Here is a 16,309-nt window from a genome sequence, read left to right as displayed (position 1 = left end):
GGTGCCGGTGCCGGCCCGGCTCGTGAGACGGTCCGTTCACCGGTTCGCCCGCGTGCCCCCTGCCACGTTAGGTTTCCCTCATGACCGACACGACTGCTCCCCGCACCACCGGTGCCGTGGCCGCCGGCCTCGCCACCGTCGCCACCGACGGCACCGTTCTCGACACCTGGTTCCCCGCGCCCGAGCCGGTCGCCGAGCCCGGCCCGTCCGGCACCGAGCGGCTGTCCCCCGAGCGTGCCGTGGAGCTGCTCGGCGAAGGCGCCGCCAGGGCGATCGGCCCGGACGTCCGGCGGGGCGTCGAGGTGGTCGCGGTCCGCACGGTCATCGCCTCCGTCGACGACAAGCCGATCGACGCGCACGACGTCTACCTGCGACTGCACCTGCTCTCGCACCGCCTGGTCAAGCCCCACGGCCTGAGCCTGGACGGCATGTTCGGCTTCCTCGCCAACGTCGCCTGGACCTCGCTCGGCCCGGTCGCCGTCGACGACCTCGAGAAGGTGCGCCTCAACGCCCGTGCCGAGGGCCTGCACCTCCAGGTGACGTCCATCGACAAGTTCCCGCGCATGACGGACTACGTCGTCCCGAAGGGCGTCCGGATCGCCGACGCGGACCGGGTGCGCCTCGGCGCCCACCTCGCCGAGGGCACGACCGTCATGCACGAGGGCTTCGTGAACTTCAACGCCGGCACGCTCGGCACCTCCATGGTCGAGGGCCGTATCTCCGCGGGCGTCGTGGTCGGCGACGGCTCGGACATCGGCGGCGGCGCCTCCACCATGGGCACGCTCTCCGGCGGCGGCAACGTGATCATCTCCATCGGCGAGCGTTGCCTGATCGGCGCGGAGGCGGGCGTCGGCATCGCCCTCGGCGACGAGTGCGTCGTCGAGGCCGGCCTGTACGTCACCGCCGGCACCCGGGTGACCATGCCCGACGGCCAGATCGTCAAGGCCCGTGAACTCTCCGGCGCCTCCAACATCCTCTTCCGCCGCAACTCGGTCACAGGCGCGGTCGAGGCCCGCCCGAACAACGCGGTCTGGGGCGGCCTGAACGAGATCCTGCACAGCCACAACTGACGCACGGCGGCCGTGATCTGCGGCCGCCTGTCGGCTTGGGGTGCCGGGTGGGCGTCCGAAGGATGCCAGGAGCTGTACGGCACCCGCGGCGCGCGCCCCGGGTGCTTTTCTCTCCCCCAGTGCCGATCAGCCGGTGATCAGCCGCTCATATGCCGTCAGCAGCCCGTCGACCGCCTCCCGGCCCGCGGGCCGCAGCGGTGCCCGGACCGGGCCCGCGGGCAGGCCGAGGGCGCCGAGCAGGGCCTTGGCTGTGACCGTGCCGGGCAGGCCCGCTGCCATCATCGCCTCGATAAGGGGGAGGGTCCGGTGCTGCAGCCGGATGGCTTCCGCGGTGTCGCCCGCGTCGTACGCGTCCACGACGGACCGCATCGCGCGCGGGGCGATGTTCGCCACCGTGCTCACGTAGCCCGCGCCGCCCACCGCGTACAGGGCGAGGATGTGCTCGTCGCAGCCCGCGTAGCAGGCCAGGTCCGTCCGGGAGAGCACCTTCTGGATGCCGAGGAGGTCGTAGGAGCAGTCCTTGACCGCCACGATCCTGGGATGGTCGGCGAGACGGAGCATCGTGTCGGGCTCGATGCGGGTGCCGGTGCGGGCGGGGATGTCGTACAGCGCGAGCGGCAGCCCGGACGCGTCCGCGACCTGGCGGAAGTGCCAGGCAAGGGCGTCCTGCGGGGGCTTGCTGTAGTACGGGCTGACCACCAGCAGGCCGTCCGCACCCGCCTTCTCGGCCGCCAGGGCCAGCTCGACGGTGTGCCGGGTGTCGAAAGTGCCCACGCCCGCCACCAGTGACGCCCTGGAGCCGACCGCCTCCCGGACGGCCCCGAGGAGTGCCGCCTTCTCGGCGTCCGTCGTGGTCGGCGACTCGCCCGTCGTTCCGTTCAGCACCAGTCCGTCGCACCCCTCGGACACCAGCCAGTCCGCGAGTCGCTGGGCCCCGTCGAGATCAAGCGCGCCGGCCTCGGTGAAGGGCGTGACCATGGCGCACAGGGCGCGGCCAAAGGGCGGGCGCGGGGAAGCAGTTGTCGTCATGGGAGTAGTGTCGACAGCGCGTTTGTGAAGCTCCACTTAATTCTTCTACATGGTATTGGTTAGAGATTCTGCTGCGTGAGTGAGATCGAGCGGATCGACCTCGGCGCTGGCGCGCGCTCCGGGCGGCGTGCGCGGGGTGCGTGCGCGGTCGTACGTCACTGTCGCTCGCGGTGTTCGCGCGGCTCGCCGGTGACGGGCTGCGGGTGCGGACCGACCGGGGAGGCGGGGGCCACCCCGCCGTCGGCCTCGATGTGTCCGAACTGGTCGCCGAGGCGGCCCTGCTCCAGGCGCGGCTCGACTGGTTCCAGACCCGGTTGGCCCGTCTGGAGGAGCGGGGGCCGAAGGGGTAGGGCCGCCGCGCGATGCCCCCGGGACCGGGGCCCGGCGATCAGTCTGGCTTGGGTAGGGAACGCAGGCGCTCCATCTGGGCGTGGCTGAGGTCATAGGCCTGCCGCATATGGCGGGTGATCGCCTCCAGTTCGTCCTCGGTGTGGCCGTTGAGCAGGGTCTGCCAGGCTTGCCCGAGGTCGTCCCACACCGCGGTGACCCGGGCGATGCGCTCGGGGACCGGGGCGACCAGCACTCGCCGACGATCCTGCCGGTCGGGGGTGCGGGCCACATAGCCCCCTCGTTCGAGCCGGTCCACCAGCCGCGTGGCCGAGCCCGTGGTCAGACCCGTCATGTCGGCGATCTGCCGTACCGTCAGCGGCCCGGGCTCGGTCGTCAGCAGGCTCAGACACTGCACATCGGTCGGATGCAGACCGAGGTGATCGGCGACGGCCTGGTTGAACAGCACGTACGCCGCGAGATAGCGGCGGGACTCCAACGACAGCTCCTCGTACAACCGCTCCCGACGCGACTCCGCCATCCGGCTCACACTTCCCTTTGCTGCGCGACGCAGTGTTTCTGTATTCTGCTGCGCGACGCAGTTGATGCGCCGCGCAATCATTCTATTCTGGGGGAGAGCCATGCTCACCGTCGCCGTCAGCGGAGCCACCGGAGTCCAGGGTGGGGCCACCGTCCGCGCCCTTCTCCTTGCGGGCCATCGGGTGCGGGCACTCACCCGCGACCCCGACTCGCCTGCCGCCGACACCCTGCGCACCCTCGGTGCCGAGGTGCGCCGCGCAGACTTCGGCGACCGCGCGTCCCTCGACGCGGTGCTCGCCGGGGCGGACTCGCTCTTCGCCGTCACCACCCCGTTCGGCGCCGACACCGCCGTCGAGACCCGACAGGGCAAGGCCCTCGTCGACGCCGCCGTGGCCGCCCGCCTCGGGCACATCGTGCTGACCTCCGCCGCGCACGCCGACCGCGGCACCGGTATTCCGCACTACGAGAGCAAGTACCTGGTCGAGCGGCATCTGCGTACGGTCGACGTGCCCTGGACCGTGATCGCTCCGGCGGCGTTCATGGAGAACTACTCCGGCGGCTGGTCGCTCGAAACCCTGCGTGAAGGCGTCCTCGCCTGGCCCATGCCCTCGGGCCGGCCGTTCACGCTCATCCCCGCCGAGGACATCGGGGCGTTCGCCGCGCTGGCCCTTCAGCGCCGCGACGAGTTCGCCGGACAGCGCATCGACATCGCCTCCGACGTACGCACCCCGAGCCAGATCGCGGAGACTCTCGCCGCGGCCACCGGCCGCCCGATCGTCCACCAGGAGGTGCCCCTGAGTGATGTGCGGACCTGGTCCACCGACCTGGCCGCGATGTTCGAGTACATCACCGCCTCCGGCCTGGATGTCGATGTGGCCGGGCTGCGGCGTGACTACCCCGAGGTCGACTGGCACGACTTCACCGACTGGGCCGGCGGTCAGGACTGGGCCGCACGCCTCGCCTCCGCGCCCGCCCGAAGGTGACATCCGTCCGGGACTGGCGCCCCCGCCGCCCCCGCCCCGGCCCCGGGTCTGCGCGGGTGATCACGCAGAGAGTCCGCCAGGTCGTGAGCGGTATCACCCCGGACGAGTTCCGCGCGGCCGTGCTCGTCCTGGGGCGCATGGCCCGCCACGTCGAGACGGCGGCGGTCGCCAGTCGCCGGCCCTGATGTCGGTGGTGCCGTAAGCGATCTCCATCAGGCTCCACCGCGCCCGTCCGCCCCGGCACTCCATCCCCCAACCGAACACTTCAACCGTCTGGACAAAAAAAGTGTCCGGTGGAAGAGTGGGTTCCATGCTGGATGTGACCGTGATCGAGGACGCCGAGGCCGCAGCCGTGTCGCTGGACCCCGTGCGGGCCCGGCTGCTCGCCGAGCTGGCGGCGGGTCCCGCGTCGGCCGCCATGCTGGCGGGCCGGGTCGGACTGCCTCGCCAGAAGGTGAACTACCATCTCAAGGCCCTGGAGCGGCACGGCCTCGTCGAACTGGCCGGCGAGCGCCGCAAGGGCAATGTCACCGAGCGGCTGATGCGGGCCACCGCCGCCTCGTATGTGATCAGCCCGCTGGCACTCGCCTCCGTGCAGCCGGACCCGGACCGGTTCCGCGACCAGCTCTCCGCCCGCTGGCTGCTCGCCCTCGGCGCCCGGCTGGTGCGGGACGTCGGCTCGCTGATCACCGGCGCGGCGAAGGCCCGCAAGCGGCTCGCGACCTACGCGCTGGACGGCGAGGTGCGGTTCGCCTCGGCCGCCGACCGCGCCGCGTTCATCCAGGAGCTGACGGCGGGCGTCACCGCCCTGATCCGCAAGTACGACGCCCCGGACGCCGAGGGCGGCCGTGACCACCGGATCGTCGTCGCCGTTCACCCCACCCTCAAGCCGGGGCCCGCCGAACCCGAGCCCGGTCCCGCCGCGCCCCCGGCCGCCGAAGCCGCCGAACTCACCGACTGAACCGCCCACTTCGCGCAGGAGCCATCATGTCCGAGGAATTCGAGATCGTCCGCGAATTCGAGGTCGACGCGACGCCCGAGGAGGTGTGGGAGGCGATCACCCGCGGCACCGGAGGCTATCTGTGGCCGATGGAGCCCCCGGAGCCCCGCGTCGGCGGCACCGGACCCTTCGGCTCCGAGGTGATCGCCTGGGACCCGCCCCACCGCTACACCAACCGCGTCGAGAACGTCGAGGGCATCTCCCAGCAGACCCTCAACCAGCTCGACCACACCATCGAGCCGCGTGACGAGGGCCGTCGCGCCTGGGTGCGGTACGTGCACAGCGGCATCTTCGTCGACGACTGGGACAACCAGTACGACGGGGCGAGCAAGCACACCGACTTCTATCTGCACACCCTGCGCGAGTACCTGACCCACTTCGCACCGCGCCCGGTGGCCTTCGCGACCCTGAACGGCCCCGGGGCGTCCACCGCGGCCGACGCCTTCACCGCCGTCGCCGGGGCCCTCGGCCTGCCCGAGGACGCCATCGAGGGGGCGACGGTCAGCGTCCGGGGACCCGGCGGACAACCCCTGGACGCCGTGCTGGACTTCCGCAACCCGTACTTCATCGGGCTGCGCACCGAGGGCGCCCTGCTCCGGTTCTTCGGCCGCAACCACTGGGGTGCCCCGGTGGGCATCAGCGTCCACGACTTCGCCCCGGACGCCGACGCCAAGGCGAACGAACTCGCCTGGCAGCAGTGGCTGGACGAGGTCTACGCCTGACCCCGTCCAGCACACCCCGCGGGTGCTACGGGCGGAACCGCAGCACCTGCGGGTCGTGGTCGCTGATCTGGTCGTGGAACTCCGAGTTGATGTGCACGCTGTCGTAGTCGAGGTCGCCGTCACGGCGGACGGACGGGCTCACCAGGATCTGGTCGAGGACCTGGCTGTTGCCCTGGTAGTCGTACGTGTACCGCTCGCTCTTCGGCAGCGACTTGATCGCCGACCACAGCTCGCCGTCACCCTCGAGGATCTTCGTGGTGTCGGAGAACTGGAAGTCGTTCATGTCGCCGAGCGCGATGACCTCGGCGTTCTTCTGGGTGTCGAGGATGTCCTTGACGAAGGTGTGCACCTCGGTCGCCTGAAGGTGGCGCTGGGTCTCGGAGCTGCGCGTCGGCGGCTGGTACTGCGCGGTCAGCCCCTGGTCGCCGCCCTTGGAGTTGAGGTGGTTGGCGATCACGAAGACCGTCCTGCCGCGGAAGACGAACTCGCCGGCGAGCGGCTTGCGGCTGGACTTCCAGGCGTCGCTCGCCGGGTCGATCCGGCCGGGGGAGGCCGTCAGCTGCGCCTTGCCGTGCACCTTGGTGACCCCCACGGCGGTCGTGGAGTCGCCGCCCGGACGGTCGGTGAACGAGACCCGCCCGGGGTTGAAGAGGAAGACCTGGCGGATGTTGCCGCCGGGCTCGCCGCCGTCCTGGTCGTTGACCGGGTTGATCGAGCGCCACTCGTACTTCGGGCCGCCCGCCGCGACGATCGCGTCGATCAGCTTGTTCACCGTCTGGCTCGCGTCGACCGTGCCGTCGTCGGTGGCACCGTTGTTGTCCTGGATCTCCTCCAGGGACACGATGTCCGGCGACTGCAGGTTGTTCACGATCGCGGCGGCGTGGGCCGCGAAGGTGGCGTCGGACGGGTCCAGGTTCTCCACGTTGTACGTCGCCACGGCCAGCTCGTCGTGCGCCTGCTTACGGGTCGTCTCGCGCTTCAGACCCCCGCTCTCGAGGGTGCCGAGCTTGCTCGCGACGAGGGTGTAGCCGCCGTACTGGTTGTAGTCCAGCGGGCCGGTGGTCGTGCCGGTGAGCGTGTCACCGACGTTCGCGGCCGGGAAGCCGGCGGTCGGTCCGAGCGACTGGATCTGCAGCCGGCCGGAGTTCTGGGACGTGTAGGAGCCGTAGACCGTGCCGCCGCGGCGGTTGGCGTGCTCGTGCGGCTTCACCGTGACCCACAGCTCGGTGTACGGGTCGGTGGCGGTGACCACACGGGCGTCGGCGACCTGGACGTTCATGCCTTCCAGGGACTCGTAGTGGTCCAGGGCGTACGTCGCGGGCTTCAGGGGGAGGCCGTTGACCGAGCCGTTCGCGGCCGGGTCGCCTGCCGGGGCGTACGCGGCGGGCACCGATGTCGCGTCGATGACGACCGGCGCCGGGACGGCGTTGCCGCTGGAGAGGACCGTCACCGTCGGCTTGGTGATCTCGGTGACCGACTGGTTGCCGGACGAGGCGCCGCCCGGGACGTACTCCGAGACCGTGCCCGTCACCGTGACCGAGTCGCCCGCGGCGACCTTCGGGGTGGAGCTGGTGAAGACGAAGACGCCCTCACTGGTGGCCGGGTTGTCGTCCGGGTTCGGGTCCTGCATCCAGAACCCCTTCGACGAACCGTAGGTCCGCACACCCGTGACGATTCCGGCCACGTCCGTGACCTTCTGGCCCGTGAGCGGCGATATGCGGGTGGTGCCCTGGATGTCGTGGATGCGTACGGTGTCCGCGTGGGCCGGTGCGGTGAGCACCACGGCGGACAGTGTGGAGCAGACGGCGGCGACGGTGAGCGCGGCGAGGCGCGAGGAAGACTTGCTCGGCAACGGGATCCCTCCGGGGACATGCGTGGGTGCCGGGACGAGGATGGAGCGTGGAGCCGTGGCGGCCGCGACCCGTGAGGCGGTGGCGACGCGCGGAGAAGCCGGAAGGCGCCGATGGTGCCTGTGAGCGCAGGTCAACACCGATGAACCGTCGATGGCCTCCGGCGAGCATCGGTGAACGCGACGTACGCCGACGGTCACCGAACGCATCCTGGTGATCAGGTGCCCGCCGACTTCTACGCGCGTAAATCTCCTGCGCGGTCAGGTCAGTTGTCAAGGTTTCGGCCATGTACGGTGCCTGGCCGGGAGATGAACCAGGCGGCATGGGTGGAAATCCGTCTAGGCTGAGCCGTGTGTTTCGGGGGCGCCCCCTCGGCCCTTACGTATGTCCCAAGGAGACCCAGCCGATGTCAGACAGCTCCCCCTTGCCGCCGGTTCGGCTGCGCTCCGAAGCGGAGCTCGCGCGGGACGCGCTCGCCACACCGCTGCTCTCCCGGGCCGCCCGGCTCGCCCGGTGGGCCGGGCCGGACACCCGCGTCGGCGCCGGAGGCGAACTCGTCGAGGAGCAGCTGCCCGCCGCGGCCGAGGTTCTCGCACTGACCGGCGAGGACGCCGCCGCCCTCGCCAGTGAGGCCTGGCGGGTAGCCGCCGACACCGGACTCGTCGAGATCGTCGACGAGGAGGGGACGGTCGCCCCGGGCGCCGACCTCGCGTTGCTCACCTCCGGCAGCCCGCACGACGTGCTCGGTGTGTGGCTCGGCGCGCTGGACACGGTGATCGCCGACGCGAGCGTGCCCGACCTCGACGGTCTCGGCGGTCTCGGCGACTCTCTGGACGAGGGTGGCGAGATCGACTTCTCCTCCCTCGGCTGGGACCCGGAGGCGGAGGCCGACTTCCTCGACGACGTGCTCGGCAACCTCTACCTGCTGTCGGTCAGCGAGGAGGGGCCCGGCGACGGCCTGGTGCCGTTGCCCGCGCTCGCGGCGTCGGTGATCGTGCCCGACGGCATGGGCGAACCCACCAACGACGTTCTCGAACAGGTGTCGGACGCCATGATGCGGCTCGACGAGCAGTTCCGGATCCTCGAACCGATCGGGCTCGTCGACTTCCAGCCGGTCGACGAGGCGCTGATGGCCGACCCCGAGGAGGAGCCGGCCGAACCCGTCGACGAGACGGACATCAGCCGGTACGGGATGGTACGGCTGACCCCGCTCGGTCTGTACGGGATGCGCGCGTTGCTGCTGGAGGACGGGGTGGCCGCCCCCGCGGTCGGGGAACTGGCGGACAAGGGCGCGGACGCGCTGCTCGACGGCACGTCGGCGTTTCCTCCGGCGGCGGCGCAGGCCGAGACCGAGCAGTGGCTGGCCCGCCGGGAACCGCTCGCGGCGGCGCGGGAGTTGCTCGCCGCGGCGCGCGGTTCGGACGCCGGTGCGCCACTGCGCCGGCTGCGCTGTCAGCAGGCGCTCTCCCTGATCGGTCCGGAGGCGGAGCCCGCGCTGCGCGAAGTGCTGGACGACGCGGAACTGGGCGGTCTGGCACGGGTCTGGCTCACCGAGCGGGGAGCGGCCGATGTGCCCGCGCCGTCGGAGTCGATGGTCTTCTGGCTGACCATCGACACCGTGGCGGCGCAGTTGGCGGCGGAGGGCAACTCCGCGGAGTTGCAGGGCCTGGTGGAGGGTCTGGCGGCACAGCACAGCGGTTTCTTCGCCACGGCGTGGCGGGTGGACCACCCCGCGACCCCGGACGTCCTGGAGGCGATGGGGCGTCTGCACCCGGACAAGAAGATGGCGAAGGAGGCCCGGAAGGCGGCGTTCAAGGCGCGCAGCCAGCACGGGGGTTGAGAGCCGAGGGGGCCGATCGTGCCGGCCATCACCGGCTCCTGGAAACGCCAGAAGCGTCACTGACCTCCGGGCGCATCCCTCCGGTCCGGGTTCCGCGCGGTTCCGGGCCCGTCCGTCCCCACAGGGCCCGCGCTCCGGTGCGGGCCCTGCCTCGTGGGCGGACGCCCGCCCTGCCGTGCGCCGTCGCGGCCCGCGGCGCTCCGCCGGGTGCCCGCCGCTCATCCGGGCCCATGGCCGTCGAGCAGGGCGGCCACGGCGGGCAGCCGGCCCAGCGCCCGGGCCACGCCGAGGCCGTCCATGTAGTCCCGCACCTGCACGAGCGCGCCACCGCGGACGCGCATCACCACAAGACCCGGAAACGCGAACGGCTTGCCGGTGGCGGCCACGGTCCCCGTGACGGTCTGCTCGACGGTGATCACCTCGGGGTCGGTGGACATGTGGACGGCCACCTCCAGAACCTGCTCGGGCACCGCAGGGCTTGCGGCCCAGGCGGCCTGGAACCCCGCGCGTACCTCCTCGCGTCCGTGGAAGCGGGCGGGCATGCCCGGGAAGAGGAACGGGAACTCGTGCACGGCGTCGACCGCGTACAGGTCGGCCAGGTCGTCCGCGGACCTGTCGAGTATCGCGCGGCGGTAGCGGGTCAGTATGCCCAGAGGGCCGGGGCCGGCCGGGGGAGTGGGGGACATGCCGTCGGGGTCCCTTCGGTCGTCGTCGCGGAGCGGTCCCGTCCCGGGGCGGTGGCGTACGGTCCCGGGAATTAAACGGGGAGTCTCTCCGGTTGGTGCCCGTTAAAGTACGGAAGGGGTTCCCGGTTCGCAAGGAGTGTCCGGATGTCACAGGTCAGGCCCATGCGAGCGGACGCGAGGCGCAACTACGAGCGGTTGCTGAAGGCGGCGGCCGTCGCCTTCGCCGAGCACGGCGAGAACGCGTCGCTCGATGACATCGCCAAGCGGGCGGGAGTCGGATCCGGCACCCTGTACCGGCACTTCCCCACGCGTCAGGCGCTGCTGGAGGCGGCCTACGTCGACCGGATCGAGGTGATCGCGGCCAGGGCCGGCACGCTCGCGGCCGAACTCCCGCCGGGCGAGGCGCTGACGGAGTGGCTGTACGAACTCTGCGTCGGGACGATCCAGGTGCGCGGGCTCAAGGCGCTGCTGAGGTCGGCCGTCGCGGACGGCGGCTCGGCGGCGCTCACGGTCTGCGGCACCTCGATCAAGGGGGCGGCTGCACGTCTGGTGGAGGCGGCGCAGCGGGAGGGGACGCTGCGTGCGGACATCGAGCCGATCGAGGTGCTGAGGCTGGCGCACGGGGTGGCGACGGCGTCGGAACTCGCGGACGGGGAGGGCACGCGCATCCGCCGTTATCTCTCGCTGCTGACGGAGGGACTGCGGCCCTGACACCGGCGGCCGGTCCACCGGCTGTATCCGTGGGCCCCCGGCCGTGGGCTCGCGGGTGCCGGGGGCCCGCGGGTGTCGTACGACGGGCTACAGGGCCAGCGCCGCCGGCTTCACCATGTTCCGCACCGTGCGCGCCTTGACGAAGTCGCCCATGGCGGTCATGTCCCACTCCCCGGAGAACTGCCGGATCAGCTTGGCCATCATCACGCCCGTCTGCGGCTCGGCGTTCGTGAGGTCGAAGCGGACCAGTTCCTCGCCGGTCTCGGCGTCCACGAGACGGCAGTAGGCCTTGGCGACCTCCGTGAACTTCTGTCCGGAGAAGGAGTTCACGGTGAAGACCAGGGCCGTGACCTCCTGGGGAAGGCGTCCGAGGTCGACGGTGATGACCTCGTCGTCGCCTCCGCCCTCTCCCGTGAGGTTGTCGCCGGAGTGCTGGACCGCGCCGTTCAGAATGGTCAGCTTGCCGAAGTAGCAGCTGTCGATGTGGTTGCGCTGGGGGCCGTACGCGATGGCCGAGGCGTCCAGGTCGATGTCCTTGCCCCGGAACGCGGGCTCCCAGCCGAGGCCCATCCTGACCCGGGACAGCAGCGGGCGGCCGCCCTTGACCAGGGACACGGTCTGGTTCTTCTGCAGGCTGACGCGGCCCTTGTCGAGGTTGATCTTTCCGGCGCCGGGGACCGGGGCGGGCGGAGCCGGGGGCGCGGCGGGCACCGGGGGAGCGGCGACGGCCGGAGCCGGCGGGACGGCCGGGGGCTGCGTCGCGGGCGCGGGCGGGGACACGGGCTGCGGGGGCGCGGCGGGCTCCTCCACCGTGACGCCGAAATCGGTGGCGATGCCCGCCAGCCCGTTCGCATATCCCTGTCCGACGGCGCGGGCCTTCCACGCGTCGCCTCTGCGATAGACCTCCACGACCACCAGGGCCGTCTCGGTGCCGAGTTGCGGCGGCGTGAACGTGGCCAGGACGCTGTTGTCGTCCGCGTCGCGGATCGTGGCCGTCGGCTCGACGCCCTGGAAGCTCTGGCCCGCGGCGTCCGGGCTCGCCGTGACGACGATCTTCTCGATGCCCGTGGGGACGGTGGCCGTGTCGACCGTGATCGAGTCGGGGCTCGTACCACCGCCGGAGCGGTAGGTGACGCCCGGGCCCGAGGGCTGGTTGTAGAAGATGAAGTCGTCGTCGGAGCGCACCTTGCCGTCGGCGGTGAGCAGCAGGGCCGAGACATCGAGCCGCACCGGCGCGGCGACGTCGACCGACACGCGGGTGGCTCCGAGCGGGATGTTCGAGCCGGGGGTCATAGCTGTCATGCCGGGTGAACGAGCGAGACCGTTTTACCGTTCCCTTACCGACGACCGTATGGCGGAGACGGCCGACCCCCGGTCCGCTCCCTACGGCACGACCACGATCTTGCGCCCCACTCCCGCCGCGAACTGCTCCAGCGCATCCGGGTACCGGTCCAGCGGGATGCGGTCGCTGATGAACACGCCGGGATCGAGCACCCCGCCCGCGAACAGTTCGGCCGCCCGCTCGAAGCTGTGCAGCACCGCCATCGAACCGGTGATGGTGATCTCCTGGTTGTAGATGCGGTACGGGTCGATCGTGACCCGTGTCGCGTAGTCCGCCACGCCGAACTGCAGGAACGTGCCCGCCTTCGCCACCCGGCCGAGGCCGTCCTGGATCGCCGCCGCGTTGCCCGTGGCGTCCACCACCAGGTCCCAGCCCTGCGGGCGGTCCAGTTCGTCGGCGTTCGCCGCCGTCGCCGAGACGCCGAGCTGGCGCGCGGTCTCAAGGCGTGCCGGGTTCACGTCCAGCACGTCCACGCTCGCCGCGCCGGTGCGCTTGGCCAGTTCCAGCATCATCAGGCCCATCGTCCCGGAGCCGTAGATCAGCACGTGCGAGCCCAGTTGCGACTTCAGGACGTCGTAACCGCGCACCGCGCAGGACAGCGGCTCGATCAGCGCCGCGTCCTCGGTGCGGATGTGCTCGGGGAGCTTCACACAGTTGGCCACCGGCGCGACCGCGTACTGCGCCGCCCCGCCGGCCGTCGTCACGCCGATCGCGGCCCAGCGTTCACAGAGGTTGTTGTGGCCTGCGCGGCAGTACCGGCACTCGAAGCAGTACAGGGACGGGTCCACGGCCACCCGGTCGCCGATCGACACCTCGGTCACCTGCGTGCCCGTGCCGACCACCACACCCGCGAACTCGTGCCCGGGCACGATCGGCAGCTTGGGCGCGAACTCGCCCTGGAGGATGTGCAGATCCGTGCCGCACAGCCCGCAGGCCGCGACCTCGACGACGACCTCGCGGGGCCCGGGCGTCGGGTCCGGGACCTCGGTGACGACGGCGTGGCCCACGGACTCGATGACGGCGGCCTTCATTTCACGGCTCCCAACGACAGGCCCTGGACCAGCTTGTCCTGGGCGGCGAACCCCGCGGCGAGCACCGGCAGGGAGACGACGAGCGACGCGGCGCACACCTTCGCCAGGAACAGGCCCTGGCTGGTGATGAAGCCGGTCAGGAAGACGGGGGCGGTCTCGGCGACCACTCCCGTGAGCACCCGGGCGAAGAGCAGCTCGTTCCAGCTGAAGATGAAGCAGATCAGAGCGGTGGCGGCGATGCCGGGCAGGGCGATGGGGGCCACCACGCGCGCGAGGACCGTCGGCAGCCGGGCGCCGTCGATCTGCGCCGCCTCGATCACCGCCACCGGGACCTCGGCGAGGAAGGACTGCATCATCCACACCGCGATCGGCAGGTTCATGGAGGTGTAGAGGATGACCAGGAGCCAGATGTTGTCGAGCATCCCGGTGTTCTTCGCGAACAGGTAGATGGGCAGCAGTCCCGCCACCACCGGCAGCATCTTGGTGGACAGGAAGAAGAACAGGACGTCCGTCCACTTCTTCACCCGGCGGATGGACAGCGCGTACGCCGCCGGGAGGGCCAGCAGCAGGACGCACAGCGTCGACACCACCGACGCCATGGTCGAGTTGATCAGCGCGGGCCAGGGGCTCGCGCCGCCGCCCACGCCGAAGAAGTCGCGGTAGCTGTCCAGGGTCAGGCCGGCCAGGAAGGACGGCGGGTTGGTCGCGGCGTCGGCCTCCGAGTGGAACGACGTCAGGGCCATCCAGGCGATGGGCAGGAAGAACACCAGGGCGACCAGCCAGGCCAGCAGGCCGAGCCCGGCTCCCCGGCGGCTGCGGGTGCGTACGGTGGCGGTGCGTCCGGCGACGGCGCTCATGCGCGGGACACCTCCTCGCGGAACAGGGACGACACCACGCGCAGGGCGAAGGTCGCGATGATGATCGAGCCGATGACGACCAGGACGCCGGCGGCCGAGGCCAGGCCGTTCTCGTGGGCCTGGTAGAAGCTCTGGTAGACGGTGTAGGGGAGGTTCGCGGTGCCCAGCCCGCCGGAGGTGAGGGTGAACACCGCGTCGAAGTTCTGGACGATGTAGATCGAACCCAGCAGAGCGCCGAGTTCGAGGTAGCGGCGCAGATGCGGAAGGGTGAGATAGCGGAAGGTCTGCCAGTCGCTCGCGCCGTCCACCCGGGCGGCCTCCATCTGCTGCTGGTCGCGGCTCTGCAGGCCGGCCAGCAGGATCAGCATCATGAACGGCGTCCACTGCCAGATCAGCGAGGCCTCGACCGCGAGCAGCGGGGTGTTCGAGATCCAGTCCGGCTGGGGGCCGCCCACATAGTGCAACAGCCCGTTGAGCAGACCGTATTCGGGGTTGTAGAGCACATGCTTCCACAGCAGGGCCGCGGCGACCGGGACCACCAGGAAGGGGGCGATCAGCAGGGTGCGGACCACGCCCCGGCCCCGGAACTTCCGGTTGAGCAGCAACGCCATGCCGAGGCCCAGAATCAGGCTGACCAGGACCACCGTGGCCGTCAGCAGGACCGTCGTCCACACCGAGTGGCGCAGGTCCGGGTCGGTCAGGACCTGGCGGTAGTTGTCGACGCCGGTGAAGTGACGGTCCTTCGGGTAGAGGGCGTTCCAGTCGAAGAACGAGATCACCAGGGTCGCCACGAACGGCAGCTGCGTCACGACGATCATGAAGACCAGCGCGGGCAGCAGAGGGGCTCGGGTGGCCCAGGCTCGCATGCGGTTCGGCGGCCGGGTCGCCGGCCGCGCGGTGGCGGCGGCGATCCGGGCGGAGGTGGTGACGCTCATGATCCCTCGTACTTCTTGGCAACGGCCTCGGCGAGCGCCTGCGACTTCGTCAGCGCGCTGTCCACGGACTCCCGGCCGGCGATGGCGGAGCTGATCTCCTGGGAGACCTTGGTACCGAGGTCGGTGAATTCGGGGATGTCGACGAACTGGATGCCGGGGGCGGGGCGGGGCTGCACACCCGGGTCGTTCGGCTTGGCACTGGCTATGGCGTTCCGGGTGACGTCGGCGAAGGCGGACGCCTCCTTGCGGTACTCCGGGATGTCATAGGTCGACGAGCGCTTGCCGGCCGGCACGTTGGCCCAGCCCGCCGTCTTGCCCACGAGGTTCTCGTAGTCCTTGCCGGACGCCCAGGAGATGAACTTCCAGGCGTCGTCGGGGTGCTGGGACGCCTTCTGGATGCCCCAGGCCCAGGTGTAGAGCCAGCCGGAGCTCTTCGTCTTCTCGACCGGGGCCGGAACGTAGCCGATCTTGCCCTTGACCGGGGAGCCGGCGGCCTCCAGCGAGCCCGCGCCCGACGTGGCGTCGTACCACATCGCCGTCTTGCCCTGCGTCATGTTGTTCAGGCATTCGGCGAAGCCGGACTGCGCGGCCCCGGACTCTCCGTGCTTGCGGACCAGGTCGACGTAGAACTGCGTGGCCTTCTTGAACTCCGGGGAGTCCACCTGGGCCTTCCAGTCCTTGTCGAACCAGGTGCCGCCGAAGGTGTTGACGACCGTGGTCAGCGGCGCCATGACCTCGCCCCAGCCGGGCAGCCCGCGCAGGCAGATGCCCTTCATCCCGGACTCGGCGCCGTCCGCCTTGGCGGCCAGGTCGGCGACCTGCTGCCAGGTGGGCTGGGCCGGCATGGTCAGGCCCTTCTTCTGGAAGACGTCCTTGCGGTACATCAGGAAGGAGGACTCGCCGTAGAAGGGCTCGCCGTAGAGCTTGCCGTCCGCGGCGGTGAGGGCCTGCCGCATGGGGGGGAGGATGTCCTGCTGGTCGAAGGCGGTGTCGCTCTTGACGTACGAGTCGATCGGGTGGAGCCAGCCGTTCTTGGCGTAGATCGGGATCTCGTAGTTGCTGAGCGTGGCGACGTCGTACTGGCCCGCCTGGTTGGCGAAGTCCTGGCTGATCTTGTCTCTGACGTCGTTCTCCGGGAGGACGGTGAAGTTCACCTTGATCCCGGTGTCCTTGGTGAAGTGGTCGGCGGTGAGCTTCTGCAGCTCCACCATCTGCGGGTTGTTCACCATCAGGACGTTGATGGCGTGGGCGGAGGAGCCTCCGCCGCCGGCGCCGCCGGCGCCTGAGCAGCCGGCGAGCAGTGGAGTGATCAGCGTCCCTACGGCGGCCACGGCACACAGGGTTCGGGGCGTTCGTCGGCTCTGGGTTCGCATGGCGTGCTCCTGG

At 70.8% G+C, this 16,309-nt stretch carries 15 protein-coding genes and 1 pseudogene; 7 read left to right on the top strand and 9 right to left on the bottom strand.

Going from position 1 to position 16,309, the window contains the following annotated elements; translation table 11 throughout:
• Positions 1–80: 80 nt before the first annotated feature.
• On the top strand, positions 81–1,070 hold the full coding sequence (gene dapD / locus ACWD5Q_RS20535; RefSeq protein WP_451428446.1) for a 2,3,4,5-tetrahydropyridine-2,6-dicarboxylate N-succinyltransferase: 990 nt from the start codon (positions 81–83) through the stop codon (positions 1,068–1,070).
• 126 nt (positions 1,071–1,196) lie between these two features.
• Here the strand turns inward: dapD and dapA are convergent, their stop codons facing one another.
• Positions 1,197–2,099 (bottom strand): 4-hydroxy-tetrahydrodipicolinate synthase, encoded by a 903-nt coding sequence (gene dapA, locus ACWD5Q_RS20530; RefSeq protein WP_451428445.1) that lies wholly within the window; start codon positions 2,097–2,099, stop codon positions 1,197–1,199.
• Between the two features lie 107 nt (positions 2,100–2,206).
• On the opposite strand from dapA, the pseudogene ACWD5Q_RS20525 reads away from it, so the two are divergent.
• Positions 2,207–2,449: pseudogene (locus ACWD5Q_RS20525) on the top strand (hypothetical protein); the annotation flags it as partial.
• Between the two features lie 38 nt (positions 2,450–2,487).
• On the opposite strand, the gene ACWD5Q_RS20520 reads toward ACWD5Q_RS20525, so the two are convergent.
• Positions 2,488–2,967, bottom strand: a complete 480-nt coding sequence (locus tag ACWD5Q_RS20520; RefSeq protein WP_451428444.1) for a MarR family winged helix-turn-helix transcriptional regulator — start codon at positions 2,965–2,967, stop codon at positions 2,488–2,490.
• 100 nt (positions 2,968–3,067) lie between these two features.
• Between ACWD5Q_RS20520 and ACWD5Q_RS20515 the strand changes: the two genes are divergently transcribed.
• The 3 genes from ACWD5Q_RS20515 (at position 3,068) to ACWD5Q_RS20505 (ending at position 5,671) form a co-directional block, all read left to right on the top strand.
• Positions 3,068–3,949, top strand: coding sequence for an NmrA/HSCARG family protein (locus ACWD5Q_RS20515; protein WP_451428443.1), 882 nt, complete (start codon positions 3,068–3,070; stop codon positions 3,947–3,949).
• A 310-nt stretch (positions 3,950–4,259) separates the two neighbouring features.
• Positions 4,260–4,910: an ArsR/SmtB family transcription factor gene (locus ACWD5Q_RS20510; protein ID WP_451428442.1), complete on the top strand. Its 651-nt coding sequence runs from the start codon at positions 4,260–4,262 to the stop codon at positions 4,908–4,910.
• A gap of 26 nt (positions 4,911–4,936) precedes the next feature.
• The gene (locus ACWD5Q_RS20505; protein WP_451428441.1) at positions 4,937–5,671 is read left to right on the top strand and encodes an SRPBCC family protein; all 735 of its coding nucleotides are present in this window, start codon (positions 4,937–4,939) and stop codon (positions 5,669–5,671) included.
• Positions 5,672–5,696: 25 nt separating this feature from the next.
• Here ACWD5Q_RS20505 and ACWD5Q_RS20500 read toward each other — a convergent pair whose 3' ends face one another.
• Positions 5,697–7,523: an endonuclease/exonuclease/phosphatase family protein gene (locus tag ACWD5Q_RS20500; protein ID WP_451428440.1), complete on the bottom strand. Its 1,827-nt coding sequence runs from the start codon at positions 7,521–7,523 to the stop codon at positions 5,697–5,699.
• A 404-nt stretch (positions 7,524–7,927) separates the two neighbouring features.
• Here ACWD5Q_RS20500 and ACWD5Q_RS20495 point away from each other — a divergent pair, with 404 nt between their 5' ends.
• On the top strand, positions 7,928–9,361 hold the full coding sequence (locus ACWD5Q_RS20495; RefSeq protein ID WP_451428439.1) for a hypothetical protein: 1,434 nt from the start codon (positions 7,928–7,930) through the stop codon (positions 9,359–9,361).
• 218 nt (positions 9,362–9,579) lie between these two features.
• On the opposite strand, the gene ACWD5Q_RS20490 is transcribed toward ACWD5Q_RS20495, so the two are convergent.
• Positions 9,580–10,047, bottom strand: a complete 468-nt coding sequence (locus ACWD5Q_RS20490; RefSeq protein ID WP_451428438.1) for a nuclear transport factor 2 family protein — start codon at positions 10,045–10,047, stop codon at positions 9,580–9,582.
• Between the two features lie 144 nt (positions 10,048–10,191).
• On the opposite strand from ACWD5Q_RS20490, the gene ACWD5Q_RS20485 reads away from it, so the two are divergent.
• On the top strand, positions 10,192–10,758 hold the full coding sequence (locus ACWD5Q_RS20485) for a TetR/AcrR family transcriptional regulator (RefSeq protein WP_451428437.1): 567 nt from the start codon (positions 10,192–10,194) through the stop codon (positions 10,756–10,758).
• An 87-nt stretch (positions 10,759–10,845) separates the two neighbouring features.
• Here the strand turns inward: ACWD5Q_RS20485 and ACWD5Q_RS20480 are convergent, their stop codons facing one another.
• The 5 genes from ACWD5Q_RS20480 to ACWD5Q_RS20460 all read right to left on the bottom strand — a co-directional run bounded on the left by ACWD5Q_RS20480 (position 10,846) and on the right by ACWD5Q_RS20460 (position 16,296).
• Entirely contained in the window at positions 10,846–12,051 is a 1,206-nt protein-coding gene (locus tag ACWD5Q_RS20480; RefSeq protein ID WP_451428470.1) for a TerD family protein, read from the bottom strand.
• Between the two features lie 90 nt (positions 12,052–12,141).
• A complete protein-coding gene (locus tag ACWD5Q_RS20475; protein ID WP_451428436.1) occupies positions 12,142–13,131 on the bottom strand; it encodes a zinc-dependent alcohol dehydrogenase family protein in 990 nt (329 codons plus the stop codon).
• Complete coding sequence (locus tag ACWD5Q_RS20470) at positions 13,128–13,988, bottom strand: carbohydrate ABC transporter permease (RefSeq protein ID WP_451428435.1); 861 nt, start codon at positions 13,986–13,988, stop codon at positions 13,128–13,130. The genes ACWD5Q_RS20475 and ACWD5Q_RS20470 overlap by 4 nt, the downstream gene beginning before the upstream one ends.
• Positions 13,985–14,923, bottom strand: a complete 939-nt coding sequence (locus tag ACWD5Q_RS20465; protein ID WP_451428434.1) for a carbohydrate ABC transporter permease — start codon at positions 14,921–14,923, stop codon at positions 13,985–13,987. The genes ACWD5Q_RS20470 and ACWD5Q_RS20465 overlap by 4 nt, the downstream gene beginning before the upstream one ends.
• A complete protein-coding gene (locus tag ACWD5Q_RS20460; RefSeq protein ID WP_451428433.1) occupies positions 14,920–16,296 on the bottom strand; it encodes an ABC transporter substrate-binding protein in 1,377 nt (458 codons plus the stop codon). The genes ACWD5Q_RS20465 and ACWD5Q_RS20460 overlap by 4 nt, the downstream gene beginning before the upstream one ends.
• Between the last annotated feature and the right edge of the window lie 13 nt (positions 16,297–16,309).

The sequence above is a fragment of the Streptomyces sp. NPDC002513 genome (assembly GCF_053595355.1).
This window is presented reverse-complemented; position numbering and strand designations above follow the sequence as displayed.